Below are 25683 nucleotides of genomic sequence, written 5' to 3' on the forward strand. Positions count from 1 at the left end.
GTAGGAAAGCATCCCCGTAACCCGATATGCTGGCCGGTGTATCGGCACGGTGGCTCGAATGGGATGACGAAGCAGGGAAAGAAGCGACTCGCAGGCATGTCGCTCAAGCGACGGTTGCTGTCGAGCCTGGGGCTCGGCTGGATGGCGATCGTGCTCGTGTTGCTTGCGGCCGGCTGGTATTCGGGCCGTCAGTTGATCCGCGAGGTCAGCGACACGCATCTCGAGTACGAGGCGCGTCTGATCGCGCGACAGATCGAGCAAGAGGTCCAGTTGCGACTCGAGGCCATGCAGCGTCTGGGTGCCGACATCGAGTCGACGGGGGACATCGACGTGACCGGGACCCAGCGTGCCCTGGAGAACGAGTCGGGCCTGCTGGCCCTGTTCGACGGCCTGGCGGTGGTCGATCGCCGGGGCCGGGTCATCGCCGACTGGCCCCATCGACCGGGCCTGCGCGGATTCGATGTCGCCGATCACGATACCTTCCTGTTCCAGCGCGAGGTGGGCCGGCCCTACGTCAGCGAGCCCTTCGTCGAACCGGGCAGCGATACGCCGGTGATCCTGTTCAGCGTGCCATTGACGGATGCCGACGGGGAGTTCGCCGGCTCGGTCGGGGGTGTGGTCAATATCCTGAATGGCCAATTGTTCGAGAGGCTGCGTCACATTCGTCTGGGGGAAGAGGGCTTCGCCGCGGTGATGACGGCCTCGGGGCGCGTGCTCGTCCACCCTCAGCGCAAGTGGCTGCTCGAGCCGACCCCGACGGCGTCCCAGAACCCCTGGCTCGACCTGGCACTCGACGGTTGGGAGGGCACCGCGGTCGGCCCCCTGGTCAGCGGCACCGTCGCCCTGCAGGCCTATCAGCAGGTCTGGACGCCGGGGTGGGTCGTGGGCGTCTTCCTGCCGCGAGACCAGGCCTTCGCGCCGTTGCACTGGTTCCTGCGCAATCTGTGGCTGGTGGGTGGGGTCACGGTACTGGCGATGCTGCCCTTCCTGGCCTGGTTGTTGCACGTCGGGCTGCGACCGCTGCGCCAGCTCGAGCGGCAGATCAAGGCCGTGGGCCAGGGGTATCGGGAATTTCTCGACGTGCGCACCGGTACCGAGGAAATCAGTCGTGTCGCGGATAGCTTCAACCAGATGGCGGAGTGGAGCCGGGAGGCCAAGGCACGGCTCCTTGATCGTCAGGCATTCCTCGATGCGGTGCTCGCCTCGTCACCACTGGGCATGTTCGTCTACGACATGCAGGGCACGCTGCTCTACGTCAATCCGGCGATGACGCAACTGACGGGCTATACCCTCGACGATCATCGCAACGACTCCCTGGATGCGCACATTCACCCCGATGACCGGGGCGACGTCCGCGATCTCTGGCGCTCCAGCCTGCTCAGTGAGCGTGATTTCCAGCGCCAGTATCGCTATCTCACCGCCAGCGGCGAACTCATCTGGGTGGACGTGCATGCCAGTCTGGTCCGGTTGGAGAGCGGGACGCCACTGGGGTTCGTTGGCACCATGAAGGACATCACCGAGCACCACCAGCGGGCCGCCCTGCAGCGCTGGGAGGCCGAGCACGACCCGTTGACCGGCCTGCTCAACCGGCGTGGGTTCGAGCGGCGGCTCGAGGAAGCCCTGGCCGACTGGCTCAAGGGGGGCATCAATGCGGCATTGATTCTCTTCGATCTCGATCACTTCAAGCCGATCAACGACGAGGGCGGTCATGCCCTGGGCGACCACATGCTGGAGCTGATCGCCCATACCATCGCGGCCCAGGTCCGCAAGAGCGACTTCCTGGCCCGCTATGGCGGGGATGAATTCGCCATCCTGCTGCCGGCCTGCAGTCTCGAGCAGGCGACGTTGACGGCGGAGAAGCTGCGCCGCGCCGTCGAGGCGTTGAGCGTCAGTCATGCGGGTAACACCTACCGGGTCTCGTTGAGTCTCGGCGTGACCACGCTGGTTGCCGGCGACGCGGATATCGAGACGCCGATGCGCCGGGCCGACCAGGCGAGCTATCGGGCCAAGGAGTCGGGCCGCAACCGGGTGGAGATTGCCCCGGCGCCGGTCTGATATTCGGCCCGAGCGCTGCGCGAGTTGATCGTCGTCAATGTCGCTTCTCGGCGATGTACTACAAAACAATGAGAAGCAGCGAGGAGTGAGGTCGACGGCAATGAACGCGAACCAGCGACGGCGGGAACTCGAAGCCTTGCGCGATACCCTGGAAGAACGGTTGCAGCGTTACCGGGCCCATCAGCATCGTGAGGCGGGGCCGCTCGACAAGGATCTCGGCGAGCAGGCCCTCGAGATCGAGAATGACGAGGTGATCGATCGGCTGGAGGAAGAAGCTCGCGGCGAACTCGATCAGGTGAAGAGGGCCCTGACGCGCCTTGCCGAGGGCAATGGCTCACGTTGCGAGCGCTGCGGCGTCTCGATCGACCCCGGTCGTCTGCAGGCCCTGCCGGCCACGACCCGCTGTCTGGCCTGTGCCTCGCACCCTTGACGGTCACTTTCCTGCCAGCCGGCGTTCGGGCGCGAGGTCGAGTTGATCGCTGGTCGACCAGGGCGAGTTAATGCTTACTAATGATGCAGTCTCGGTGCCTGTTAGTTCACGAATGATAATTAAACGAGACACCGGAAGTTGGCGTAAGAGCGTCTGTTCTCGTGGCGCATTAAGTGCATGATTTAATGTACTCGGGTTGTACATTTTTCATAACCTGTATTATATTGGCTGTGTTCAAGATGATCGGGATGATCGTTCGAGCAGGGATGCCGATGGCCAGGGAGGCCACGAGGGCAGGGAGGTCGCAGCGACAGGATGTCACCTGACCAGGGAGCCTGAGATCCGAGCAGTAACGCGCCTCGCCGACTATTGGCGAGGCGCTTTTTATCGTGACTTTTCTGTTTTGTCATTTTTTATATCATGGTTTAGTCTGTGCTGATCGAAGCCGGACTTCATGCGAAAGTCATCGCACTGGACCACGCCGAGTTCGGCGAAGAAAGGCAATGGACTGCCTGGGTATCCGGTCGGGCCTGTCGACCCGCCAAGTTCATGGCTCCGGCCTGTCCATTTCCGCTTTCCTTTCTTTCTCTTTCAGGTGGCTGCCCGCGTGACGTCGATATCTTGTCGGCGCCCACGACGGGCAGGGACCCTCGACGAGAGGTGACGGTCGCGAGTGCCTGAGCGACCCGTCATCGACGAATCGGGCGTTCATTCCCCTCTTCGATCCCTGCGTTTGGCCCTGCCGTCCCGGCGGGGCATTTTTTTGACCATGAGCTGCCAAAGGCGGTTTTACAACAGGGGGGCGAGTCTGCATTGTCCCTGTCACTTGCCGATCCTTTCCGCTTCAAGCTATTGAAAATCAATGTGAAGATGAGTCGATTCGAGGCCTCGAAGACGGCCCGGGCGATGGATGAGGTGTGAGGTCGAATTATACAAGCGAGTAAAATTGATAAAATATCGTACAACATAACATGGGTTAATTACAGCGCCCCGGCGACATGAGAAATTACCGTCGTCGGGTCAAGGATGGCTCGACAAGAGGGGCGAAAGGGCCGATTCCGGCTTTGAATCTCTGCCAGAGGGTGACCGCACGCTTGCGTCCGGGACGCTGCATGAGGTTTGGCACGTTGCTCGCCTTTCGTTTCAGGCTTCGCCTTGAATGCTGTAAGGCACATGGCGATAGGGATGTCGATCGGGCAAGGAAGCCCAGGACCAGGGAAGGTCTGCCTGTGGGTCGATGGCACGCGTCAACAGGAAGTTGTGACTGCCAGGGAGACCCACCTCGAAATGATCGATTGTCTCATCAGGCCCCGTCCGCCAGGACGGGGCCTTTTTATGTCGGCCCGCCCTTTGACGATGGAGCCTTTGTACAAGGGCAGGGGGCTCAGGAGGCCGTTCCCTCCAGCGAGGGGGCATCGAGTGTGGAGAGCGCCGGGTTGAGCGTGTCGCTGAATCGCTCGGGTTGGAAGTGGGCGATTCGCGCGAGTTCCTCGAAGTCCAGGATGTCGATGCTCTGCCGTTGCCGGCGTACCAGGCAACGCGCGGCGAGGTCGCTGAGCGTGCGACTGACGTGCACTTCACTCATGCCCAGCATCAGGCTCAGTTGCCGCTGGGTGAGCGGCAGGGTGAAGGTATTGCCGACGGTTGCGTTGCTGCGTGATAACCGATGATGGACTTCTAGGGCGAAATGGGCGATTCGTGAACCGGCGTCGTTGCTGAGGACATTGATCAGGCGCTGGGTGATCGTGCGCTGCTGGCGAGCCGTGGCCGCATAAAGGGCCATGGCCACGCGCGGCGCCACCTGGAAAAGGCGATGGATATTCTCGACGGGGATGGGTCTGACGATGCCATCGGTCAGCATTTCCGTCGCCGTGTAATGCGCCGTGAAGGTGAGGTCACGAAGGCCCATGACATCGCCGGGCAGACCGATATCGAGGATCTGTTCGGAATTGTCTGCCGTGCGGTGAAAGGTATAGGCCCAGCCCTGGTGCACCGAATACAGGTAACGTGGCGCTTCGTCGGGCTCCCACAGCCGGGTGCCCTTGCTGACTACCTTTGGCGGGCCTTCCAGCGCCGATACCAGCCGACGCTCATGGTCGGTGAAGGCAATATGATAGGTGAGATTTTGCATGATGTTCGGTGAGATTTTGCATGAAACGACATCCGTCAAAGGTCCGTGCGCAAGCCCTGCATACCCTTTGGCGTGGTTCCTTCCATGATGGAACGTTGTACAATTTAGCTGTCTGTATCACGGTTATGCAATAACTACGATCAAGTCTTTTTTTGTATAGCTTCTGTCTAGCTTTTTGCCGCCCGGGATCGCTCCCTCCGGCTTGTTTTTCGCGCCTTTCCCGACAACCGTTTCAGCGTTTACCACTCGCTGCCGATAGCTGGCACGCGGTAATCATTCCTGTTTAATCAGAAAAAACTAATCAAAGGAAAGAGAATGCAAAACTGGTCCGTAAGGGGCAGCCTGACGGCGGCATTGCTCGTGCTGGTCTCGATGATCGTGGTGATCAGCGTGCTGGGTTTCTATGCCATGACCTCCAGTGCCAGGGCGATCGACAGGCTGGCGGAAGTCAACGTTGCCCAGAGCAATGCGCTCAACCGTGCCCAGGTCAATCTGCTGCGTGCCCGCACGATGCTCGAGCAGTATGCCGGCGCCCAGGGGGCTCAGGCGAGTAGCCCCGCCGTACAGGCGCTTCCCGAGCGAAGTCGTGAGGCGCTTCAGAAAGCGCAGACGCGCTTCGATGCCTTTGTCTCGGCGCGAGCCGGCGAGGACCGTCGTCGTGATGCCGATGTCGAGGCCATCGAGGCCGCTTGGTCGTCGCTCGTGACCGATTCGCTGCAGCCCCTGGTGCAGCATCCCGAGCGCTTCGAGATTCGCGTGAAGCAGGCCGAGGTCTCCGAGAAATTTGCCGCCTTTGACGAGGCGGTCAGGAATTTCATCCATTATGTGGAGTCCCGTGGCGACGAAATGATCGCCAGCAGCCATCGCATCAATCGAATCGTCGAGGGTGTGGCGGTTGCCCTGCTGGTGCTGGCACTGATCGCCGCCTTTCTGGTCCGCCTGGGCATGATCCGCGTCGTCGTCAAGCCGCTTCAGGATACCGTCGAGCATTTCAACCGCATCGCCAAGGGCGACTTGACCGCCCGCGTGGAAGATCGGGGCAGTAACGAGATCGGGCAGCTGTTCGCCGGGCTCCAGGCGATGCAGAACCAGCTGATCGGCCTGGTGACTTCGCTGCGCCATAACAGCGACAGCGTCTATACCGGTGCCCAGGAAATCGCCACCGGTAGCCAGGACCTTTCCTCGCGTACCGAAGAGCAGGCCTCCGCCTTGCAGGAAACGGCGAGCAGCATGGAACAGATGGCGTCCACGGTGCGCCAGAACGCCGATGCGGCCGCCGAGGCGGATCAACTGTCGGCGAGTGCTTCCCGCAAGGCCGAGGATGGCGGTCGTGAAGTGCAGCAGACCGTGGCGTTGATGCGTTCCATCGAGGACAGCGCCCGCCAGATCAACGAGATCATCGGCGTGATCGACTCGATCGCCTTCCAGACCAATATCCTCGCCCTGAATGCCTCCGTCGAGGCGGCGCGGGCCGGCGAGCAGGGTCGCGGCTTCGCCGTGGTGGCGAGCGAGGTTCGCATGCTGGCCAGTCGCAGTGCCGATTCGGCCAAGGAGATCCGCGCCCTGATCGAGACGACATCGGCGCGCATCGAGTCGGGGGCCGAGCAGGCCCAGCGCAGCGGGCAGACCATCGACGACACCGTCCAGGCGATCCGGCAGGTCTCCAGGCTGATGAGCGACGTTTCCGCCGCCACCCGGGAGCAGCATGCCGGCATCGATCAGATCAACGTGGCCATCAACCAGATGGATTCGGTGACCCAGCAGAACGCATCGCTGGTCGAGCAGACCAGTGCCGCGGCCGCTTCGCTGGAAGAGCAGGCCGAGCAACTGGCGACGCTCATCGGCGTCTTCCGTCTCGCCGACTCGACGGCGACCCCGGCCAGGGCGCTGCCCGATGCCGGCCCGGGAGGGGCGCAGGGACGGCGCTCGACGTCTCGCGAGCCGGCCGCTCTCGAGGCCGCCGAGGCCTGCTAGGGTGCCCGGCTGTCAACGGGAATGCAGGAAAGATGAGCCCGGCTTCGGCCGGGCTTTTCGTTGCGCGCTACCGGCGGGCAGCATCGGGCGGGGCGCGTTACAGGGTCAGGGATTTGCCGATCAGGGTCACCCCCAGCACGATCAGCATGATCAGCACGAGGCGTCGGAAGGTCTCGCCATCTAGGTGCCGACGCAGGATGCCGCCCAGCCGGACACCGAGATAGACCGGAATCAGTCCCGCCAACGAGATCCACAGGGTCTCGAGCGACATCAGGCCCAATCGGGAAAGGCCCATGGCCATGACCAGGCTCGACAGACTGAAGGAGATGTTGATCGCCTGCACCAAGCGCCCGGGGTCGAGGCGCAGTGCCAGCATGAACGGCAGGATCGGCATGACCTGGGAGCCGGTCATGCCATTGAACAGGCCGGTGAGGAAACCGGACAGCGGGGCGAGCCACCGAGCGGTGCGGTTCGAGATCGGCCGGCCGGGACGCAGCAGGGTCCAGAGACCGTAACCCACCAGCACGACACCCAGGATGGCACCGGCCATCAGGCCATTGACCCGGCCGAGCACGGCCAGACCGACCAGAAGCCCCGGCACGGTAGCGAGAAACATCGGCCAGAACCGGCGCAGGGTCTCGCGGAAGTGGCCGACCTGGACCATGACCAGGGTATTGCTGACGACGGAGGGAAGAAGCACCAGCGGCATGGCCGACTTCAGGCCCAGGCTGAGCGCCAGGATCGGCAGGGCGGTGGTGGAGAACCCCAGACCGGTCGCCCCCTTGACGAAGGCCGCCATGAGATAGGCGAAGGCAATGACGGCCGCCGTTTCGAATGTCATCGTGATCCCGATGCCTGAGCGTGACCGAGAGGCCCTTCAGGGTGCCGGGAATGTCGTTAGCCGGCAATGTGACATTGGTCCCGGTCCGACCGGGTGACGGTCGCGTCGGACGGCCAACGCGCTGCAAGCGGTCAACGAGGGGGACGGTTGCCCGGGTTGCGTGGATTCTTGCGATCCTGATAACGATCGTAGGCCTGCTTGGCCGCTCGCTTCGCCTTCTCGCGGTTTTCGGGCTTGCGGAACCAGTTGGCAATTGCCGCGCCGATCCATTTCTTCACGGGGTTGCTCCTTTCTCGTCCATTGAGTCCTCCTCTCTTTATGGGTGAGAGCGGGGCGGGCTTCAAGCCATGCGTGGCCCAATCGACGCAGCGAGGATTCCGATCCCCAAGGCAGGAGAGGGGCCGGCGGTTGGCGGCGTCATTCCCGTGCCGCCAGCAGGGCCTCGGCCATCTCCTCGAAGCCCTGGCCATGGCCGGCCTCGCACAGCCAGCGCGGCGGCCGTGGCAGGCGATCGAGATGAGGCGCCAGGTTGGCGACGCCCACGCCGAGCGGATGGCGACCGAACAGCGAGGCATCGTTGGGCGCGTCGCCGATGAACAGAACGCGTTCGCGGCGTGCCGTGGCGTCGAGACCCAGATCGTGTTCCAGGGCCCAGGCGGCCATGGTCGCCTTGTCATGCGCGCCGAACCAGGCGTTGACGTGGATCGAGCTCGCCCGGGCGCTGGCGCCGGCCCGTTTGAACGCATCGACCAGTTGCTGGATGGCCGCGGCATCGAGCGGCGCGACGTCCTGAGCGTGATCGACGGCGACGTCGGCGAGACGAAAGGGCTGATCGGCGGCGAGACGCGCGCCCGGCACCTCCTGCATGGCGCGTTCGGCGATCGTCAGCAGGCGGCGCTGCTCCTCCCGCAACGCCTTGAGCGGTCGCACGCTGTGCACGTCCAGCCCTCCGCCTGCGCTGCGCCGGAAGCGAAACGCGCCGCTTTCGCCGATCACCGCCGCTACCGGCCAGGCCCGGACGATATGATCGCACCAGCCCGCGCAGCCGCCGGTGACGGGGATGACCGTGATGCCGGCATCGGCGAGCCGCTCGAGCGCGGCGAGTGTCGTGCTGGCCAGCCGGCCATGCCGGGTCAGGGTGTCGTCGACATCGGTGAGCACCACCGACACGCGAGCCAGTTCCTGGGGTGGCGCCGACGCCAGCGGCTCGGGGCGGGTCATGCGATCTCCTCGGTCAGGCGTTGCGGATCGTCGGCCGTCACGGGCCCGGCGACGTGCACCGTGACGTCGGCCCGCTGCAGATGCCGGGCCAGGGACTCGGGCGGTGGGCGATCGGTGACGATGCCGTCGATGGCGCTCAGCGGCGCCACCAGCTCGAGCACGGTCTGGGCGAACTTGGTGTGGTCGACGAGCAGATAGGTGCGTTCGCTGCGCGCGATCAGCGTCCGCTTGACCCAGGCGGCATCGCGGTTGACGTCGAGAATGCCTTCCCCGGTCAGGCCGCTGGCGCCGATGAAAGCCAGGTTGGCATGGAAGCGCGCGAGGTAGTCGGTGGTGTCCTGACCGAACACGCCGCCCTCGCGGGCATTGAAGTCGCCGGGGCAGAGGATCAGGCGCGACGTCGACGACGCCATGGCGCTCGCCACCGGGTAGCTGTTGGTGATCACGGTCAGCGCCCGATCGCCGGTGCCGAGCCGCCAGGCGAGCTGGGTGGTGGTGGAGCCGGCATCGATCATCACCACCTGACCGGGTTCCACCAGCCGGGCGGCGGCATGGGCGATGGCCCGGCGCTCGTCGACGGTGGCCTGCTCGCGTTCGTCGATGGGTGGCTGTATGCCCATGGGGCGGGCGACGGCACCGCCGTGAGCACGGTCGAGCAGCCCCTGGTCGCTGAGTGCGTCCAGATCGCGGCGGATCGTCTCGGTCGTCACGCCGAAGCGGGTCGCCAGGGTGGCGATACGCACGTGAGGCGTGTAGCGCAGGACTTCGAGAATCCGGGCGTGACGTTCGTCCTTGCGCGGCTTGCGGGTCATGACGGCAGGCTCCGACTGGGCGTTATACACACTGTAATGTGTGGTTTGCCACATTGGTTTGCGACTATAGGCGAATTCTGCCGCAATTATGTTGTAAATACCAAATGCGCTGGACTAGCCTCCTTGTAACCCCACACCAACAAACACAGCAGGGGATACAAGGAGCCCACGTCATGATGCTCGACTCTTCCCGCCGTTCTCCGGTGGCATCGCTGTCCGCCATCGCCCCCGCGTTCCGCCGCTTCCGGCGTCCCGGGAGTCTTGTCGCCGCCTCCCTGCTGGCGGCGCTGTCGTTCGCCACGCAGGCCGCCGACGACTGCCCGCAGCGTGGCGACCTGGCGCCGATCTACTGCGATGCCGATGGCGACATGGTGGCCGACGCGCCCAGCAACCCCGACGAATACCTCGATCCGGACACGCTGATCTTCGCCTATACCCCGGTCGAGGACCCGGCCATCTATGCCGACATCTGGGAGCCGTTCATCGAGCACTTGAGCGAGGTGACCGGCAAGGACGTGCGCTTCTATGCCGTGCAGTCCAACGCCGCCGAGATCGAGGCCATGCGCAGCAACCGCATCCACGTCGCCGGCTTCTCCACCGGGCCGACACCCTTCGCGGTCAATCTCGCCGGTGCGGTGCCGTTCGCGATCATGGGCACCGAGGACGGCGAGTTCGGCTACACGCTGCAGCTGTATACCCGCAAGGACAGCGGCATCGATGCCATCGAGGATCTCGAGGGCAAGCGGGTGGCGCATACGTCGCCGACCTCCAACTCCGGCAATCTAGCGCCACGCGCGCTCTTCCCGAAGCTGGGCATCGTCCCGGGCGAGGACTACGAAGTGGTCTATTCGGGCTCCCACGACCAGTCGATGCTCGGCGTGGTGGCCGGCGACTACGACGCCGCCCCGGTGGCCTCGGAAGTGGTCGATCGCATGGCCGAACGTGGCCTCTACGATCCGGACGAGGTCAAGATCGTCTACGAGTCCAAGCCGTTTCCCACCACCTCGTACACCTACGCCCACAACCTGAAGCCCGAGTTGATCGACAAGATCAAGAAGGCGTTCTTCTCCTTCGACATGCAGGGCACCGAGCTCGGCGAAGAGTTCGAGGGCGTCACCAAGTTCGTGCCGGTGACCTACAAGAAGGACTGGGAAGTCATCCGCGACATCCAGGAAGCCAACGGCGTGACCTACACCACCGAGAACCTGGAGGGCTGAGTCCCTGCCCGCCGGACGAGCGGCGCCGGTGGGGCGCCGCGACCGAAACCGCCGGCCCCTCTCGAGTGGTGGGCGAGAGGGGCGGGCGAGAGAGGTGGTCGAGGAGAACGAAGATGTTGCGAATCCGACAGTTGGTCAAACGCTACGGGCACGGCGAGCCGGTGCTGCGCGATCTGGATCTCGAGGTGCCCGGCGAATCGGTGGTGTCGATCATCGGCGCCTCCGGGGCCGGCAAGAGCACCCTGCTGCGCTGCATCAACCGGCTGGTGGAACCCAGCTCGGGAAGCATCGAACTCAACGGTGCCGAGCTGACGCGGCTCAAGGGCGACGAACTACGCAAGGCGCGCCGGCGCATCGGCATGATCTTCCAGGGCTTCAATCTGGTCGACCGCCTGACGGTGATGGAAAACGTGCAGTGCGGCCGGCTCGGCTACATCCCCTACTGGCGGGCCGCGCTGCGCAAGTACCCGGCCGAGGATATCGAGCGTGCCTACGAGCTGATGGAGCGGGTGGGGATCGCCCACTATGCCAGCAAGCGCGCCGACGAACTCTCGGGCGGCGAACGTCAGCGGGTCGGGGTCGTGAGGGCGCTGATGCAGAATCCGGAGATCCTGCTCGCCGACGAGCCCACCGCCTCGCTCGATCCGGTCAGTTCACGGCAGATCATGGAACTGCTGCAGACGCTTTCTCAGGAGTTGCGACTCCCGGTGCTGATCAATATCCACAACGTCGGCGAAGCGCGGGAGTACACCCAGCGCATCGTCGGCATGCGCTTCGGGCGGCTGATCTTCGATGGCAAGCCCGACGATCTCGACCAGGCGGCGATGGATGCCGTCTACAGCGGCACGCCGGCCGAGGATCGCCAGCAGGCCGAGCAGGATTCGTCCCGGGCGGTGGCCTCATGAGCGACGCCACGCCCCCCTCGCGGACCTGGCGCAAGCCGCCGTTCATCGCCAACCCCTGGCTGCGCTGGGGCCTGGTGATCGTTTCGCTGGTCTATCTGGGCTGGGCGGCCTCGACCCTGCCATTCGACTGGGCACGCATCAGCCAGGGTATCGAACGGGCCGCGCGCATCTTCTCCGGCGCCTTCCCGCCGAGCTTCGTGCGTCACGAACTGCTCATCAAGGGGTTCCTGGAAAGCCTGCAGATCGCCATTCTCGCCACCCTCCTGGGGTTGGGCCTCAGCGTGCCCATCGCCTTCATGGCGGCGCGCAACATCGCCGCCAAGCCGATCTATCTGCTCGGCCGGGCCCTGATCATCATCGCCCGCAGCTTCCACCCGGTGATCGTGGCGATCCTGTTCGTCAAGGCGGTCGGATTCGGCCCGGTGGCCGGGATCCTGACGCTGACCATCTATTCCATCGGCTTCGTCGCCAAGATGCTCGCCGAACGCATCGAGGAGATCGACTGGGGGCAGGTCGAGGCGCTGCGCGCCTGCGGCACCCCCTATCTCACCGTGCTGCAGTTCGCTGTGCTGCCGCAGATCATGCCGCGCCAGATCGGCCTGTCGATCTATCAACTGGACAGCAACCTGCGTGCCTCGGCGGTGGTGGGCATCGTCGGCGCGGGCGGCATCGGCTCGACGCTGATGAACGCCTTCGGCCGCTACGACTACGACTTCGCGCTGGCCATCACCCTGGTGATCATCGGCGTGATCCTGGTCAGCGAGGCGATCAGCGGGCGCATTCGGAGGGCGATCTGGTGACACGACAAACCGTGGCCGAGCGCGCCTGGTCGCGCTACACCCCGCAGCAGCGCTGGAAGCGCTTCGCCGGCTTCGCCGTGATGGCACTGGCGGCCGGCTGGTCGCTGGCGACCATCGACATCATCTGGCCCTGGGTGTGGGACGCCCCGGCGCAGATCGGCGATCTGTTCCGGCGCATGGTGCCACCGGATCTCAGCGATCTGCGGCCGATCTTCTGGGCACTGGTCGAGACCCTCAACATTGCCACCCTGGCGACCTTCGTGGCGGTGTTCGTCTCGCTGCCGATCGCCTACATCTCGGCCCAGAACACCACGCCCAACCGCTTCACGCTGTGGCTGGGACGCTTCATCCTGGTCTCGAGCCGCTCGGTGAACACCCTGATCTGGGCACTGCTGTTCGTCGCCATCTTCGGGCCCGGTGTGCTGGCGGGGATCATCGCGATCATGTTTCGCTCGCTGGGCTTTCTCGGCAAGCTGATGGGCGAGGCGATCGAGGAGATCGATCGGCGCCCGGTGGAGGCCCTGGAAGCGACCGGCGCCTCGCGTGCCAAGGTGATTCTCTACGCCATCGTGCCGCAGGTGATACCGACCTTCTTCGCCGTCAGCATCCTGCGCTGGGACATCAACCTGCGCGAGTCCACCGTGCTCGGTCTGGTCGGCGCCGGCGGTATCGGCGTGATCCTGCAGGGCGCCATCGATACCCTGGCCTGGCCGACCGTGGCTACCGTGCTGCTGGCGATCGTCGTGCTGGTGGTCGCCGGGGAAGCCGTGGCCGCCTGGTTGCGCAAGCGGGTGCTCTGACCGTCTCTTGAAAGGCCCGGCGTCATGCCTCGTCGGGCGATCTGATATTCAGCGATCGGTATGGAAGATCCCCTTCTTTCGGAGCGATCGCTGGACGCCGCATGCCTTGCGTAAGCCGCCGGGAAGGAGCGCAGCATGGTACTCGGCTTTACCCACTGTTTAGTACTGGACGATGGCCGCTGGCTTGCCTCCCTTGGCAGCATCCTCGAGGGCCTCGATTAACGTGGATATTAAGTCGCGCCCAGTGGACGTAACGAAGTAATTGGCCAGTGAGGTGATGTCGGAAGATATTTTATTGCCCCATGGGGGTTGTCTGGTCGGGTGTTCAATATCCCAGACGACCCTGGCTGGCTCGAGATCCGATAACGCTTTTCGAATCTGTGTCAGCTCGGAGATTGCCTGATTGGCCAGTCCCGGTTCCAGGTAACCTTGATACAGCTTGCCGAGAACTATGGGAAAGCACGTGCCCCATCCATTGCTTTCCAAGTTGGCACTCACCGTGCTGAAGAAGGCATGCAAGAAATTAGACGTACCTATTTCATCAATAATGCTGCCTACCTTGATACCGACGGACATGCTGCCTATTCCCAATGGCCGTTTTCTGATGTTTCGAAATATCGGCGTGGGATTGGAAGCTGTCAACTTTGAAAATCTTGATTGAAAGTTCTGCTAAGCCTTTGCCGGTTGGCTGGTCCTTGCGGTGGCGAATTGGTTCGCGATAGCGGCGGGCACTGTACCTCCCTCGCTCATGCCGAGCGCCTGCGGCGCCAATCGGGAACAAGTTCCCTCCCACAGGAAACCTCATGCGCCAGTGGGCCATCCAGACTGGTTTCCGTGGGAAAGAATTTACGACCCATGGCTGTGACTTAACGTTTCACGCTGATCGGCGAAGAATCTAAAGTTAGCGATCGCTTACTCTTCCCGAATAACGCGCTTGATCGCTTTCTGAATACAGCTTCTGCACGATGCCAGCCCGGGCAGACAGCGTGGCGACGTCGACATCGTTCATCTGCACGATGGCTAGCGTCGGCATCCCGCGGGAAGATGACGGCATGGGTCACGCCGTCCAATCCAGCGAGCGACGACCAACAACAACAATGGATGCCGAAATGAAGAGATCAACCTCGCAGGATGGCCACGATCCGGCCGGCCTGCTGGCAGCGTTCAGTGGCCTGGTCTGGGATATCAACCGCTTGGCCCGGGAGCGCTCCCTGGCGAACTTCCACGCTGCGGTGCTCGAGCAGCTGCGCGACATGATTGCCTTCGACAAGGCGTGGTGGGGGCGTTCGGCGCTGGTCGACGGTCACATCGAGGTACACAGCTGCCATCTGTTCGACCTGCCCGACGCCTATGTGACGGACTGGCGCTCGGTCGAGGAAGACGACGTCACCGTACAGTGGGCCCATCGTGTGCCCGGCCAGGCCATCATCGTCGACCTGCAGGCGACGACGCCCGGCCTCAAGTGGCTCGGCGATCGTTACGGCATCGGCGAGTTGCTGTTCGTGATGCAAATCAATCCACGAACACGCCTCAGCGACCACCTCTCCTTGTATCGTCCACCGGGCGCCGAGCGTTTCGATGACCGCGATCGCCTGCTGCTGACCCAGCTCATCGCCCATCTGTCGGAAGCCGTGGACGCCAGCCAGATACGCACTCTGGTGGCTCGTCGCGAGCGTCTCGAACGCCAGCAGTCGCTGGCCCTGGCGGTCTGCGATCCCATGGGGGTACTGCACAGCGTCGAGCGCGGCTTCGCCACTCTGTTGGCGCGCGAGTGGCCGGCGTGGCAGGGCTCGCGGCTACCCGCCGAGATAGCACCGGAGCAGGGCTATCTCGGCCGACTGATCCGTATCGAGTCGCGAGCGATCAACGATCTGTACCTGCTGACGGTCGGCGAGCGGAGCCCTCTCGATGACCTCACGGAGCGCGAACTGGGCGTGGCGCGGCGCTTCGGGCAGGGGCAGACCTACAAGCAGATCGCCCGGGATCTCGACATCGCGCCGAGCACGGTTCGCCATCACATTCGCAGCATCTACCAGAAGCTGGGCGTTCACGACAAGGCGGCCGTCGCCGGCCTGCTGCACCAGTCGCCGGGCGACTGAGCGAATTCCTGACCCCGCACGTTCTTCCGGTCATCGCCATCGGCGATGGGAGGGCGCGTGCATCTCCAAGAAACCTCGACCAGCAGAGGCTCGACAATGACAACAAACTCCTTCGTCAAAATCGCGACGGCGCTCGCCGTGGTCGCCTACAGCCTGACCGGGGCGGCCCGGGCGGCGGATCTCAACGCCCGTGACTTCGTCAGCGCCCCGCCCGGCACCAGCATCGGCGTGTTGTACCTGGACAACGAACATGCCGATACCTATCACGGCAAGGCCGACACCTCTGGCAAGGCCGACCTGAACGTCGACGCCCTGACCTTTCGTCAGCTGTGGTTCAGCGATATCTGCGGCACGTTGTGTACCCCGCAGTTCGTCGTGCCGCTGGTGGACGTGCGGGCAAGACTGCCCGGCGCCAGCGACGAGCAGGAGGTACGGGGCTTCGGCGACCCCCAGGTGGGCGGCACGCTGTATGTCATCAACGACCCCGAGCGACGCGTCTACAGCGGGCTGTTGACCATGTTGAGCCTGCCGCTGGGCAAGTACGATCCCGACCGGCCCGGGGTCTCTCCGGGGGACAACCGCTGGGCGGCGCACCTGGTCTACAACTACACCCGGGGGCTGGGCGAGCGCTGGCTGGTCGAGGCCAACCTCGAGGCCCAGCTCTACGCCGACAACGACGACTACCTGGGCGGCACCCTCGAGCAGGATCCGCTCTATCGCCTTCAGGCCTTCGCCTCCTACGACATCACACCGCGCACCTATGGCTCGCTGCGCCTGATCCACGCCGAGGGCGGGGCCCTGACCCTGGACGGCGAGCGACTCGACGACACCCGCCAGCGCTACACCCAACTGGGACTGGGCGTCGGCCATCACTTCACGGCGCGCGATCTGGGATTGCTGACGGTCTCCCGCAATGTCGATACCGAGAACGGCTATCACGGCAGCCAGGTCCGCCTGCGTCTCTCGCATGTCTGGTGAGGGCAGCGAACCCCTCAGGAGGGTGTCATGATGAATCACGAGATTCCCGGCCACGACGAGTCGTCCGTGTCACGCGGGCTTGTCGTCGCCATCGTGGCCTTCGCGGCGATCGCTCCGGCGGTGTTGATGGCCGCCCCGGCGATCGCCGCCCAACTGGCCCAGCAACTCCAGCTCGGGCCGGTACGGATCGGCAACCTGTTCTCCGCCGAGCTGGGCGTGATGAGCCTGGCCACGCTGCCGGCCTACTGGTGGCTGCCTCGCTGCGGATGGCGCGGCGTGGCGCTGCTGGCGGGGCTGGTATTCATCGCCGGCAACATCGCTTCGACCCTGGTCGACGGGTATTACGGCCTGATGGCCTGCCGCGTGGTCAGCGCCCTGGCCGGGGGCACGCTGATGGTGCTGTGCATCTCCGCCGCCTCGCGGCTGGACAACAAGGATCGCGTCTACGGGCTCTGGGTGCTCGGTCAGCTGGTCTTCGGCGCCGTAGGGTTGTGGCTGCTGCCCGGTCTGTTCGAGCGCTACGGCCTGGCCGTCGCTTACTGGCTGCTGGCTGGCTGCATGACGCTCTGCCTGCCGCTGGTCCGGGCCTTCCCGCGCCGCCCCATGACCGCGAGGCGGCCGGCCGACGCCCGATCGCTGCCGCGTCTCGTCTTCGTGCTGGGTGTCCTGGCGGTGCTCTGCTTCTATGTCGGCCTGAGTGGCGTCTGGACCTTCATCGGCGGCATCGCCGCCGATGCGGGGCTGGCACCGGCGGCCAGCGGCGAGGTGCTGTCGCTGGCGACGCTGCTGGGCATCGTCGGCGCGGGCTGCGCGACCCTGATCGGCAATCGCCGCTGGCGACCGGCGCTGCTGGTGGTCGGTTATCTGCTGATGATCGCCGCCATCGGCCTGCTCTACGGCACGCCGGCGATGCCGCGCTTCATCGTCGCCGCGCTGGTGTTCAAGTTCACCTGGACCTTCGCCTTGCCCTACATCCTCGCCACGCTCGCCGAACTCGACGATAGCGGCCGCCTGATGAGCACCATCAACCTGGTGATCGGCAGCGGTCTGGCCCTCGGCCCGGCGCTGGCCGGTAGGGTGATCGAGACCAGCGGTGGTTTCGATCGGCTGTCCTTGGGCGCGGCCGGCATCGTGGCCCTGTCCCTGCTGTTGATCCTGGCCGTCCAGCGGCATGTGTCGGTGGATCGCCGTGCTGGCCTCGTTACCCCGTCCTCTCAAGGAGATGCCTGATGTCACGCAAGACCGCTTTCTTTTTTGATGAGCATTGTCTCTGGCACAGCGCCGGACAGTATGCGCTGGTCATGCCGGTGGGTGGCTGGGTACAGCCGCCGGCCGCCGGCGGGCTCGCCGAATCGCCCGAGAGCAAGCGCCGTTTCAAGAATCTGATGGACGTTTCGGGGCTTAGCGCCGCACTCGATCTGCGCAGCGCGCCGCCAGCCACCGAGGAAGACCTGCGGCGCGTGCATCCGCAGGCCTACCTGGACCGTTTCAAGGCGCTGAGCGACGCCGGTGGCGGGGAACTGGGCGAGCATGCCCCGATCGGTCCCGGCAGCTACGAGATCGCCAGGCTCTCCGCGGGGCTGGCGATCGGCGCGGTGTCCGCGGTGATCAACGCCGAGGTGGACAACGCCTATTCACTGTCGCGCCCGCCCGGCCATCACTGCCTGCCGGATCAGGCCATGGGATTCTGCTGTCTGGCCAACATCGCCATCGCCGTGGAAGCGGCCAAGGCGCGTTTCGGCCTCGAACGCATCGCGGTGGTGGACTGGGACGTGCACCACGGCAACGGCACCCAGGCGATCTTCTACGAGCGCGATGACGTCCTCACCGTCTCCCTGCATCAGGATGCTTGTTTCCCGCCGGGCTACGGCGGCTATCGAGATCGCGGCCAGGGGGCCGGGGCGGGCTTCAACCTCAATGTGCCACTGCCCCCCGGCGCGGGTGAGGCGACCTATCGACAGGCCATGGAACGCATCGTCATTCCGGCCCTGGAGCGCTTTCGTCCCCAATTGATCGTGGTGGCATGCGGTTACGACGCCAACGCCATGGATCCGCTGGCGCGCATGCTGCTGTCCAGCCGGGCCTTCCGTGACATGACCCGGCAGGTACGCGAGGCCGCGGAACGGCTGTGCGACGGGCGCCTGGTCATGGTGCACGAGGGGGGGTACTCGGAAGCCTACGTGCCCTTCTGCGGCCATGCGGTGATCGAGGAACTGGCCGGTGTCGACACCGCCGTCGAGGACCCGGTGCAGGCGCTCGTCGACCTGCAACAGCCGCGCGGTGATGTGGCGACATTCCTGCATGACTCGGTGGAGACGATGGCCCGGGGATCGGTCTGAGCGCGCGTCGCGGAGGGTAGCCATCGCCAGGCGCCTGCCGACGGCTCCCGAGCGGTCTCCCCGGCACGGTTGCGATCACCCGGGCGCGTGCTTGCGCAGGGCGTGGGCGGGCGATGCCGTCGCCCGGGATCGCCCGCCCCGGCCGGAGCCGGCCGGGGATCTGGAATACCCCGCGTGATTCGGTCATCCTATCGGCTCGCGTGTCGAGTCTCGCACTGCCGATTTGGCGATAATGACAACAAGGCTCACGGGAGGCGTCGCTGATGACCGTCGCGTTCCATCACTGCGAGGATGTTACCGAACATGCCTTGCGGTTGAATGGCTGGCAGCAGGAATACAATCAGATCGAAGCCGGCAGGTTCTCCGGCGATATCATCGATATCGACGAGCACGGCATACGGCTATTCCGCGAGAGCGCCAACCTCGGCCTGTCGCATTCGATGCACTTCCCGGAGGCGCAGTGGCACCTGGTGCTGCCGATCCACTGGCCCAACGACTCGCTGTTTGATCTCGGCACCGTCACCGTGCTGCCGCGATGCGAAGAGTTCTGGAGCGTGACCCGCTCGAACTACGACCTGCTGGTGGTCTCGATAGATCGAAACCGTTACGCCTGGCTGGGGCGCGACGAGCGTCGCCTGCGCAAGCTGGACGTTCCCGGCGCGCTATTGGCCGGTGTCAGGGAGCAGTGGCGGGCCATGACGGATTACCTGCTGGCGTCGTTGCAGCACGGCACGCTGCCGGCGTGGCAGTCCGTGTTCTCGCGGCAGTTGGAGGAGGGCGTCGACTTGCTGCTGAGTGAGTGCTCGCGATCGCCTTACGTCGACGATGTTCGCTACCGTACCCGCCGCTACATCGTCGACCGCTGCCACGCGATGATCCGGGCGCAACCGGACGATCCGCCCTCGATGATGGCGCTGTGTCGGCAACTGAAGATCTCGCGGCGTACCCTGCAATACAGCTTCCAGGTGGAAACCGGACAGTCGCCGGTGCACTACCTGCGCGCGTTGCGGCTCAACGCGGCGCGACGCAGCCTGTTCGAGGACCCCACCCAGCCTATCGCCGATGCCGCCGCTCGCCAGGGGTTTTTCCACCAGAGCTACTTCAGCCGCGAGTACCGCCGCCTGTTCAAGGAATCGCCCTCCGCTACCCTGAAGCGCCTGCAGGCGTCATAGCCTGGGTGGCCAGGGCGCCCCCGATTTCAGAAACGCGCGAAGCGGTAGGGCGCCGGATCGATGATCGGTGCCTCGCCGGCCAGCAGGTCGGCCGCGAGCTGCCCCGCCGCCGGTGAGGTGCCGAAGCCGTGTCCCGAGAAGCCCGAGGCGATGCTCAGCCCCGGTATGCCGGGGACCGCGCCGATGACGGGGTTGGAGTCCGGGGTGATGTCGATCATGCCCGCCCAGGCCTCCGCCACGCTGGCCCGTTCGAAGACCGGCCAGGCGGCGGCAAGATTGCGCAGCGCCTCGTCGTTCAGCCTGGGATTGACCGGCGGGTCCATGGTGCGGATCCGCTCGAAGGGCGAGCGTTTTGCCCCCCAGCGTCTCGGCAGCGTCAGGTCGCGGAGGAAATGCTTGCCCAGCGAGATCCGCAGCAGATGGCGCTGGGAACGCAGCGATCCCAGGTAGCGGGAACCGATCAGCAGGTGATCCAGCATCAGGGGCGCGTCGAGCGCACCGCGCTGCGTGACGATATAGCCGCCGTCCTTGTGCTTGCGGAAGGAGAAGTCCGGCCCGCCCACGGCGATGTCCGTCGGCCCCTCCATCGGCGCGGTCCTGAGCACCGAGGAGATCAGCGGCAAGGTCGGCAGCGAGACACCCAGATTGCCCAGGAAGCGTCGCGACCACAGTCCGCCGGCGAGCAGGACCTGGTCGCAGCGGATCTCGCCGCTTTCGGTCACCACGCCACTGACCTTGCCTCCCGACCGCGACACGGTACGCACCGCACAGTTCTCGACGATCGTTGCGCCCCTGGCCATGGCGGCCCTGGCGATGGCACTGGCGGCGAGGGACGGCTCCGCACGGCCGTCGGAGGCCGTGAAGATGCCGCCGACCCATTCACCCTTGCCGCCGGGGACCCGCCGATCGATGTCCCGGGCATCGAGCATCCGCGAGTCGAGCGACAGGGACTCGACCGACGCCAACCAGGCCTCGTGCATGGCCAGTTGCTCTTCGCTGCGGGCCAGGAACATGATGCCCGACTGTCGATATCCGACATCGCCGCCCACCCGCTCGGCCATGCCGGCCCACAGCCGGTCGGCCGCCTGCGCCAGGGGCACGTCGTCCCGGTGGCGGCTGGTCTTGCGGATCCAGCCCAGGTTGCGCGAGGACTGTTCGCCCGCGATGCGGCCCTTCTCGAGCACGACCACGGGAATGTTCCGTTCCGCCAGTGCCAGGGCCGCGGTGAGGCCGATGATGCCGCCGCCGATGACGACCACGGTGGTCGAGGCGGGAACGTCGCTGGAGGTTTGTACGGGCGTTATTGTCGGTGCCATGGCGGGGAGTCCTGAAGGAAGCGAAGGGGCGAAGGGCAGGGAAGCGACCGGTTGGCCGCCTCGCAAGGCACGAGCGGATCAGCTCATCGGGCGGAGGTGTCGATCCGCTCCACGTCGGCGCTGCCGGCGCCGCGATAGGCGGTGACTTCCAGTTCGACCTTGTAGACCGCGGCGCCCAGCGGCGGGCAGGTCACGGTGATGGTCGGGTCGATACCCCGCATCTTCCGACCGAACAGTGTCATGACGGTCTCGGTATCCGCCGGGTTCTGGATGAAGATCCGCGCGGACACGATGTCGGCGAGACCGCTGCCCACCGACCCTAGCGCACCGTCGATATTGGCAAGGACCTGCAGCAGCTGCTCGCTCACGTCCTCGGGGATCGCCTTGGTCTCGGGGTTGCGCCCGGCGGTATTGGATACCAGGATCCAGTTATCGACCGCCACTACACGTGAGTAACTCCCCAGTTCTTCGAACTTCGACCCTGTCTTGACCTTCACGATCCTGGTCATGATCTCTCTCCCGGTAATGTCATCGGATTTCATGGAGCGCCAACGCCGGGTGGCGCTGGCCGGCATGCAGACGGTGTCATCAGCTCAAGGCCGGGCTTTCCCAGAGGTTGAGCGTGACGCCGATGCCCTGTTCGATCGCCTTGCGATAGATCACCGTGCCCCAGGCCACGTCCTCGACCGGCATGCCGCCCACGGACAACAGGATGATCTCGTCGTCGTTGCGGCGACCCGGCGTGGCTCCGGCCACGATGGCGCCCAGATCCTCGAGCGCGTCGGCGGACAGGCGGCCATCGGCGATCATGTCCATGAACTTCAGGCCGACCAGGGGAATGCAGTTATGCGCCGGCTTGGGGACTTCCTCGTACCAGGCTTCGTACAGGCCGGTATTGTCGAGAACCTTGCGAACGTCCGGTGCCTCCATGCCGGCGTCGAAGTTGCACGGTGCGGGCATGGCCAGGAAAGTGCCCGGGCTCACCCACTCGCGCTTGACCAGCGGGTAGGCCTCGGGATTGCCCACTTCCCCCGAGGCGCAGTAGGTCACGATGTCCGAATCGCGAACCACCGACTCGATGTCGTCGACCACCTGGATGTCGGTGATCTGCGGGTAATGCGCGTGGACCCACCCGATGAAGGCATCCAGGCTTTTCCGACTGCGCCCCTTGACCTTGACGGTGTCGATCCCGGGGCAGGCCGCCACGAAGGCGGCCAGCGAGGTGCGCGCCATCACGCCGGGCCCGAAGATACCCACCACCTTCGAATCCTTGCGTGCCAGATGACGGGCGCCGACGCCCGGCACCGCGCCGGTGCGATAGGCCGAGAGCAGGTTGGCCGACATGTAGGCCAGGGGCGCGCCGGTGTCGGCATCGCTGAGCGTGAACATCAGGATCGAGCGCGGCAGCCCCTTTTCCCGGTTGGCGATGTTGGAGCCGTACCACTTGACGCCCGCCGTGCAGAAGTTGCCGCCCAGATAGGCCGGCATGGCCATCAGGCGGCGGTCGGCCGTGGGCTTGGGCATGGTGGGGAAGGGCGATTCATCGGGGAACATGATCATGGCCCCGTGAGAATCGTTGTTGGGCCCGGCCATGCGATAGTCGCCGTGGAAGAGCAGGCCGAACATCTCCTCCATGGTGTCCACGCAGGCCACCATGTCGGTAACGCCGGCACGGATCATGTCCTGTTCGGAGAGATAGATGAAGTCGATCCGGGTATCGTTGACCATGGCTGAATTCCGACTTGTTGTTGGATTATTGAAGCGGGAGATCGCCGCGCCTGGTTGTCAGGCTCGTGCCTGTTCAGGCGGTGACTAAGAACGTCTTTCACAACCGGTAGACGACGTGAGCTTCTCCGGCGGCAGGGCGTCGCGAGGGCGCTGTGAACCCCTCCCTGGGCGCTACCTTTGCCATCCATGGCAAAGGACCCTCGCTTTGCCCTGCCACCGGCACCCATCATCAGAGGGTTTGGAAATGCACTCTAAGTGGCGGCGGGGCACGCCGGAGGCGGTCCCCCGGTGGGCGTATCCCTGTCAACTATCTTGCGCGGCAAAGCCCATCGGCGTTAGCACAAATCGGCAACTCGGCGATCCGCGGTGGCCCGAAGACTTGTCGGGCCCCGGGATGGCTGGCGGGAGACGGCTGGAGGGCGGTGTTGAAGGGGCGGGCGAGGGAGTGTCGCTCGAGGGAGCAGTATCAAAGTGATCGCTGGTGTCAAGGAGGTTGTCGTTCTATTTCAAGGCCGTATCTTCAAGACCCTGTCGAGGTGATTCGCGATGATCTCGCCTAGCTCTTGTTGGAATTCCACCCGATTGAAGCCTTGGGGATCTTCTGCAATCGGGCCCAGTTCGGGTTCGAGAAACTCCGGGAATGATGTCAAGAAGGAGTAATGGCCGGCATTGTGTATCATCTTGCGGGTCAGTTTCTTTTTGTCGGGAAGGCCCTTTGCGATGACGTCGGCGTTGTACGGTTCCGTCACCTCGTCATCCTTCTCTGCCTGCAGCAGTAAGACAGGGATGTTGACATCGTTTAGAGCGCCTTGGGCGGAAAACAATATGCCCACGGGTGCCATCAAGACCAGGGCTTTTATCCTGGCGTCCCTGGGGCTGTTTATGAGCGTTTTCGCCAAGGAGCCATCACGTGCGGGGGCGCAATACGGATCAGTCAGCCAAGGGTTTTTGTTGCATGTTTCAATCAGGCGGCGAGTGTCCCCGATGCCTCCTGCTGCCGCGATAGCGGAATACCCCCCCACGGAGTGCCCCAGAACCGCTATTTTCTCCGGGTCAATGTCAGTGTTCAGGCCCGGCGCGCCGAGAAGCTTGTCAATTGCCAACGTTATCTGCCTGGGACGGTTGATGTAATTGGCAGCGGAGCCTGCTGAGGTGTTATCCAGGTAGTTGTCGTGGGGATGCAGCGGCATACCCACGATAAAGCCGCTCCTGGCCAGTGAGATGGCTATCTCTTTATAGGACAAATAGCTCCCGCCTGAACCGTGGGACACGATGGCCAATGGATGGCTGCCTTCTAGAACGTCTCCGCCCACGGCTATGTCGAGCCTGAAGGGGCCCATTTCGACGACTTTCGGCTCGGAGCTGGTTGGATAAAAAACAGCCATTGGGAAGCCATCGCTTTCAACGGATGGCGAGATGGTCATTGTTCGAAAGCCGACATCATGAGCGTAAGAAAACGTAGAGGCAGTCGCTAACAGCACGACAAGGTATCGAAAGAACCATACCATTGCTTGTTTCCCGGGTTGCTTGCCAAGTTGATGTTCAGCGGGTTTTGGGCAGCGTGCCCGATATGTCATCTGAACGCGCGTGCGCGTCCGGCCCTATCATGTGGCGTGCTCCGACATCGGTTATCCTGCCGGAATCCCCCATTGTCAATTATCACGATGCGGTACGGCACTGATCATCGTGCCCCCGGACGTGCCCAATGACCGTGGTCACTGCCTTTTCCGACATTTCCTGCAGCATTTTTCAGGCCGGACAAGCGCCTCGCGCATGGTGGGGCGGGTCGAGAGCGTACTCAGGCGGAATCGCGCAGGACAAGTTGGCCGGCAAACAGGGCGGCTTCTTGCATGGGCTCGTCATCGGTTTCGGGCGCATCGATGCGGGCCAATAGCGTGGCCATGGCCCGTTGCGCGATGCCCCGGATATCCTGCGACACCGTGGTCAAGGGCGGGCCCGAGTAGCGGGCGAAGGGGTGATCGTCGTGCCCCGCGATTCGCAACCGAGCGTCCTCGGTACGGCCCACGGGCACGTTGGCCTGCCAGGCGGCGAGCAGTGCACCGAGGGCGATCCGGTCATTGGCACATAGGATGGTGCGCGTGGGTAGGCCGGCCTCCAGGGCATGACGTGTCTGTTCATGTCCGTAGCGTTCGAAGTCCCAGTCAAGCTGTCTGGGAACCGCGAGCACTCGCGCGCTTTCGTGGGCTTTTGCCATCGCCTCCTCATAGGCCGCGAGGCGAGCTTCGGCGTTGCGGTTGATGGGGGGCATGGGCAGAAAGCCGGGGGGCTCTCCCGAGCGACACAAGTATTCGACCATCAGGCCGATGCTTTGGGTGTTGTCGGTGCCGACGAAGGGTGTGCCGGCATCGGGAGCGCTGTCGACATAGACGATGGAGCTGCGGCGCTCCAGGCTGACCAGCCTGGCGCTAGGGCCCTCGGTGCCCAGGGGCACGACGATGGCCCCGGCGATGTTCATCGACTCCAGTCGCGAGATGGCGTCGACCTCGCGATCTGCTCGACCGTTCGAGGACAGCATGAACAGCACGTACCCCGCTCGGGAAGCGAGTTCTTCCACCTGGCGTACCAACTCCATGTAGAAGGGATCGGTGGCGGTAGGCACGATGATGCCCAGCACCCGGGTGCGGGTTCTCTTCAGGTTGGTCGCGAACAAGTTGGGCGTGAAACCGCAGGCTTCGATCGCCGCTTCTATCCGCTGCCGCGTGGCAGGGCGGACACTGTCCGGGGCATTGAAATATTTCGAGACGGTGGGCCGTGACAGCCCGACATAGGCCGAAAACTCCTCCATGGTACGAATGTCGCTCGTGCCACCGTTGCTCATCCCTGCCTCGCTTTCCTGCGGAGTGT

Annotated in this window: 23 protein-coding genes; 12 read left to right on the forward strand and 11 right to left on the reverse strand. The window is 64.4% G+C overall.

Annotated elements, in window-relative coordinates; all coding sequences use genetic code 11:
* Positions 1 to 96: 96 nt before the first annotated feature.
* Positions 97 to 2055: a diguanylate cyclase gene (locus KGR00_RS03785; protein WP_224417591.1), complete on the forward strand. Its 1959-nt coding sequence runs from the start codon at positions 97 to 99 to the stop codon at positions 2053 to 2055.
* 100 nt (positions 2056 to 2155) lie between these two features.
* Positions 2156 to 2485, forward strand: a complete 330-nt coding sequence (locus tag KGR00_RS03790; protein WP_224417590.1) for a TraR/DksA C4-type zinc finger protein — start codon at positions 2156 to 2158, stop codon at positions 2483 to 2485.
* Between the two features lie 1384 nt (positions 2486 to 3869).
* Here KGR00_RS03790 and KGR00_RS03795 read toward each other — a convergent pair.
* Positions 3870 to 4616 carry a Crp/Fnr family transcriptional regulator gene (locus KGR00_RS03795; protein ID WP_224417589.1) on the reverse strand — a complete coding sequence of 249 codons (747 nt, stop codon included), beginning with the start codon at positions 4614 to 4616 and terminating at the stop codon, positions 3870 to 3872.
* Between the two features lie 315 nt (positions 4617 to 4931).
* Here KGR00_RS03795 and KGR00_RS03800 point away from each other — a divergent pair, with 315 nt between their 5' ends.
* Entirely contained in the window at positions 4932 to 6590 is a 1659-nt protein-coding gene (locus tag KGR00_RS03800; RefSeq protein ID WP_129141564.1) for a methyl-accepting chemotaxis protein, read from the forward strand.
* 97 nt (positions 6591 to 6687) lie between these two features.
* Here KGR00_RS03800 and KGR00_RS03805 read toward each other — a convergent pair whose 3' ends face one another.
* The 4 genes from KGR00_RS03805 to KGR00_RS03820 form a co-directional block, all read right to left on the reverse strand.
* Positions 6688 to 7431, reverse strand: a complete 744-nt coding sequence (locus tag KGR00_RS03805; protein WP_129141563.1) for a sulfite exporter TauE/SafE family protein — start codon at positions 7429 to 7431, stop codon at positions 6688 to 6690.
* Positions 7432 to 7562: 131 nt separating this feature from the next.
* A complete protein-coding gene (locus KGR00_RS03810) occupies positions 7563 to 7709 on the reverse strand; it encodes a hypothetical protein (RefSeq protein WP_203234892.1) in 147 nt (48 codons plus the stop codon).
* Positions 7710 to 7848: 139 nt separating this feature from the next.
* The gene (locus KGR00_RS03815) at positions 7849 to 8652 is read right to left on the reverse strand and encodes an HAD-IIB family hydrolase (protein WP_129141562.1); all 804 of its coding nucleotides are present in this window, start codon (positions 8650 to 8652) and stop codon (positions 7849 to 7851) included.
* Positions 8649 to 9464, reverse strand: a complete 816-nt coding sequence (locus KGR00_RS03820; protein WP_129141561.1) for a DeoR/GlpR family DNA-binding transcription regulator — start codon at positions 9462 to 9464, stop codon at positions 8649 to 8651. Before KGR00_RS03820 ends, KGR00_RS03815 begins: the two co-directional genes overlap by 4 nt.
* A gap of 173 nt (positions 9465 to 9637) precedes the next feature.
* On the opposite strand from KGR00_RS03820, the gene phnD reads away from it, so the two are divergent.
* The 4 genes from phnD to phnE (KGR00_RS03840) all read left to right on the forward strand — a co-directional run bounded on the left by phnD (position 9638) and on the right by phnE (KGR00_RS03840) (position 13186).
* Positions 9638 to 10681 (forward strand): phosphate/phosphite/phosphonate ABC transporter substrate-binding protein, encoded by a 1044-nt coding sequence (phnD, locus tag KGR00_RS03825; protein ID WP_224417588.1) that lies wholly within the window; start codon positions 9638 to 9640, stop codon positions 10679 to 10681.
* A 113-nt stretch (positions 10682 to 10794) separates the two neighbouring features.
* Positions 10795 to 11586: a phosphonate ABC transporter ATP-binding protein gene (gene phnC / locus KGR00_RS03830; RefSeq protein WP_129141560.1), complete on the forward strand. Its 792-nt coding sequence runs from the start codon at positions 10795 to 10797 to the stop codon at positions 11584 to 11586.
* Positions 11583 to 12386, forward strand: coding sequence for a phosphonate ABC transporter, permease protein PhnE (phnE, locus tag KGR00_RS03835; RefSeq protein WP_129141559.1), 804 nt, complete (start codon positions 11583 to 11585; stop codon positions 12384 to 12386). The genes phnC and phnE (KGR00_RS03835) overlap by 4 nt, the downstream gene beginning before the upstream one ends.
* Positions 12383 to 13186: a phosphonate ABC transporter, permease protein PhnE gene (phnE, locus tag KGR00_RS03840; RefSeq protein WP_129141558.1), complete on the forward strand. Its 804-nt coding sequence runs from the start codon at positions 12383 to 12385 to the stop codon at positions 13184 to 13186. Before phnE (KGR00_RS03835) ends, phnE (KGR00_RS03840) begins: the two co-directional genes overlap by 4 nt.
* A gap of 159 nt (positions 13187 to 13345) precedes the next feature.
* On the opposite strand, the gene KGR00_RS03845 is transcribed toward phnE (KGR00_RS03840), so the two are convergent.
* Complete coding sequence (locus KGR00_RS03845; protein WP_129141557.1) at positions 13346 to 13762, reverse strand: Imm70 family immunity protein; 417 nt, start codon at positions 13760 to 13762, stop codon at positions 13346 to 13348.
* 533 nt (positions 13763 to 14295) lie between these two features.
* Here KGR00_RS03845 and KGR00_RS03850 point away from each other — a divergent pair.
* The 5 genes from KGR00_RS03850 (at position 14296) to KGR00_RS03870 (ending at position 19774) form a co-directional block, all read left to right on the forward strand.
* Entirely contained in the window at positions 14296 to 15285 is a 990-nt protein-coding gene (locus KGR00_RS03850) for a helix-turn-helix transcriptional regulator (protein WP_129141556.1), read from the forward strand.
* A gap of 96 nt (positions 15286 to 15381) precedes the next feature.
* Positions 15382 to 16263, forward strand: a complete 882-nt coding sequence (locus tag KGR00_RS03855) for a transporter (protein ID WP_129141555.1) — start codon at positions 15382 to 15384, stop codon at positions 16261 to 16263.
* A gap of 27 nt (positions 16264 to 16290) precedes the next feature.
* Positions 16291 to 17493, forward strand: coding sequence for an MFS transporter (locus KGR00_RS03860; RefSeq protein WP_129141554.1), 1203 nt, complete (start codon positions 16291 to 16293; stop codon positions 17491 to 17493).
* A complete protein-coding gene (locus KGR00_RS03865) occupies positions 17493 to 18602 on the forward strand; it encodes a class II histone deacetylase (protein ID WP_129141553.1) in 1110 nt (369 codons plus the stop codon). The genes KGR00_RS03860 and KGR00_RS03865 overlap by 1 nt, the downstream gene beginning before the upstream one ends.
* Positions 18603 to 18865: 263 nt before the next feature.
* A complete protein-coding gene (locus KGR00_RS03870) occupies positions 18866 to 19774 on the forward strand; it encodes a helix-turn-helix domain-containing protein (RefSeq protein ID WP_129141552.1) in 909 nt (302 codons plus the stop codon).
* Between the two features lie 26 nt (positions 19775 to 19800).
* Here KGR00_RS03870 and KGR00_RS03875 read toward each other — a convergent pair whose 3' ends face one another.
* The 5 genes from KGR00_RS03875 to KGR00_RS03895 form a co-directional block, all read right to left on the reverse strand.
* Positions 19801 to 21090, reverse strand: a complete 1290-nt coding sequence (locus KGR00_RS03875) for an FAD-binding oxidoreductase (protein WP_129141551.1) — start codon at positions 21088 to 21090, stop codon at positions 19801 to 19803.
* A gap of 83 nt (positions 21091 to 21173) precedes the next feature.
* Complete coding sequence (locus tag KGR00_RS03880; RefSeq protein ID WP_224417587.1) at positions 21174 to 21599, reverse strand: Rid family hydrolase; 426 nt, start codon at positions 21597 to 21599, stop codon at positions 21174 to 21176.
* Positions 21600 to 21678: 79 nt separating this feature from the next.
* Positions 21679 to 22818 (reverse strand): tyramine oxidase subunit B, encoded by a 1140-nt coding sequence (locus KGR00_RS03885; RefSeq protein ID WP_129142059.1) that lies wholly within the window; start codon positions 22816 to 22818, stop codon positions 21679 to 21681.
* A gap of 506 nt (positions 22819 to 23324) precedes the next feature.
* Positions 23325 to 24326, reverse strand: coding sequence for a hypothetical protein (locus KGR00_RS03890; protein ID WP_224417586.1), 1002 nt, complete (start codon positions 24324 to 24326; stop codon positions 23325 to 23327).
* A 290-nt stretch (positions 24327 to 24616) separates the two neighbouring features.
* Complete coding sequence (locus tag KGR00_RS03895; RefSeq protein ID WP_224417585.1) at positions 24617 to 25657, reverse strand: LacI family DNA-binding transcriptional regulator; 1041 nt, start codon at positions 25655 to 25657, stop codon at positions 24617 to 24619.
* Positions 25658 to 25683 lie beyond the last annotated feature (26 nt).

It is taken from the genome of Modicisalibacter sp. MOD 31.J, assembly GCF_020147985.1.
GTDB classification, from domain to species: Bacteria; Pseudomonadota; Gammaproteobacteria; order Pseudomonadales; family Halomonadaceae; genus Modicisalibacter; species Modicisalibacter coralii.

Bases quoted from the DNA above. Each gene is read 5' to 3' on its own strand.
- KGR00_RS03785 (WP_224417591.1), top strand. From the start codon at position 97: ATGTCGCTCAAGCGACGGTTGCTGTCGAGCCTGGGGCTCGGCTGGATG.
- KGR00_RS03790 (WP_224417590.1), top strand. From the start codon at position 2,156: ATGAACGCGAACCAGCGACGGCGGGAACTCGAAGCCTTGCGCGATACC.
- KGR00_RS03795 (WP_224417589.1), bottom strand. From the start codon at position 4,616: ATGCAAAATCTCACCTATCATATTGCCTTCACCGACCATGAGCGTCGG.
- KGR00_RS03800 (WP_129141564.1), top strand. From the start codon at position 4,932: ATGCAAAACTGGTCCGTAAGGGGCAGCCTGACGGCGGCATTGCTCGTG.
- KGR00_RS03805 (WP_129141563.1), bottom strand. From the start codon at position 7,431: ATGACATTCGAAACGGCGGCCGTCATTGCCTTCGCCTATCTCATGGCG.
- KGR00_RS03815 (WP_129141562.1), bottom strand. From the start codon at position 8,652: ATGACCCGCCCCGAGCCGCTGGCGTCGGCGCCACCCCAGGAACTGGCT.
- KGR00_RS03820 (WP_129141561.1), bottom strand. From the start codon at position 9,464: ATGACCCGCAAGCCGCGCAAGGACGAACGTCACGCCCGGATTCTCGAA.
- phnD (WP_224417588.1), top strand. From the start codon at position 9,638: ATGATGCTCGACTCTTCCCGCCGTTCTCCGGTGGCATCGCTGTCCGCC.
- phnC (WP_129141560.1), top strand. From the start codon at position 10,795: ATGTTGCGAATCCGACAGTTGGTCAAACGCTACGGGCACGGCGAGCCG.
- phnE (WP_129141559.1), top strand. From the start codon at position 11,583: ATGAGCGACGCCACGCCCCCCTCGCGGACCTGGCGCAAGCCGCCGTTC.
- KGR00_RS03845 (WP_129141557.1), bottom strand. From the start codon at position 13,762: ATGTCCGTCGGTATCAAGGTAGGCAGCATTATTGATGAAATAGGTACG.
- KGR00_RS03850 (WP_129141556.1), top strand. From the start codon at position 14,296: ATGAAGAGATCAACCTCGCAGGATGGCCACGATCCGGCCGGCCTGCTG.
- KGR00_RS03855 (WP_129141555.1), top strand. From the start codon at position 15,382: ATGACAACAAACTCCTTCGTCAAAATCGCGACGGCGCTCGCCGTGGTC.
- KGR00_RS03860 (WP_129141554.1), top strand. From the start codon at position 16,291: ATGATGAATCACGAGATTCCCGGCCACGACGAGTCGTCCGTGTCACGC.
- KGR00_RS03865 (WP_129141553.1), top strand. From the start codon at position 17,493: ATGTCACGCAAGACCGCTTTCTTTTTTGATGAGCATTGTCTCTGGCAC.
- KGR00_RS03870 (WP_129141552.1), top strand. From the start codon at position 18,866: ATGACCGTCGCGTTCCATCACTGCGAGGATGTTACCGAACATGCCTTG.
- KGR00_RS03875 (WP_129141551.1), bottom strand. From the start codon at position 21,090: ATGGCACCGACAATAACGCCCGTACAAACCTCCAGCGACGTTCCCGCC.
- KGR00_RS03880 (WP_224417587.1), bottom strand. From the start codon at position 21,599: ATGACCAGGATCGTGAAGGTCAAGACAGGGTCGAAGTTCGAAGAACTG.
- KGR00_RS03885 (WP_129142059.1), bottom strand. From the start codon at position 22,818: ATGGTCAACGATACCCGGATCGACTTCATCTATCTCTCCGAACAGGAC.
- KGR00_RS03890 (WP_224417586.1), bottom strand. From the start codon at position 24,326: ATGGTATGGTTCTTTCGATACCTTGTCGTGCTGTTAGCGACTGCCTCT.
- KGR00_RS03895 (WP_224417585.1), bottom strand. From the start codon at position 25,657: ATGAGCAACGGTGGCACGAGCGACATTCGTACCATGGAGGAGTTTTCG.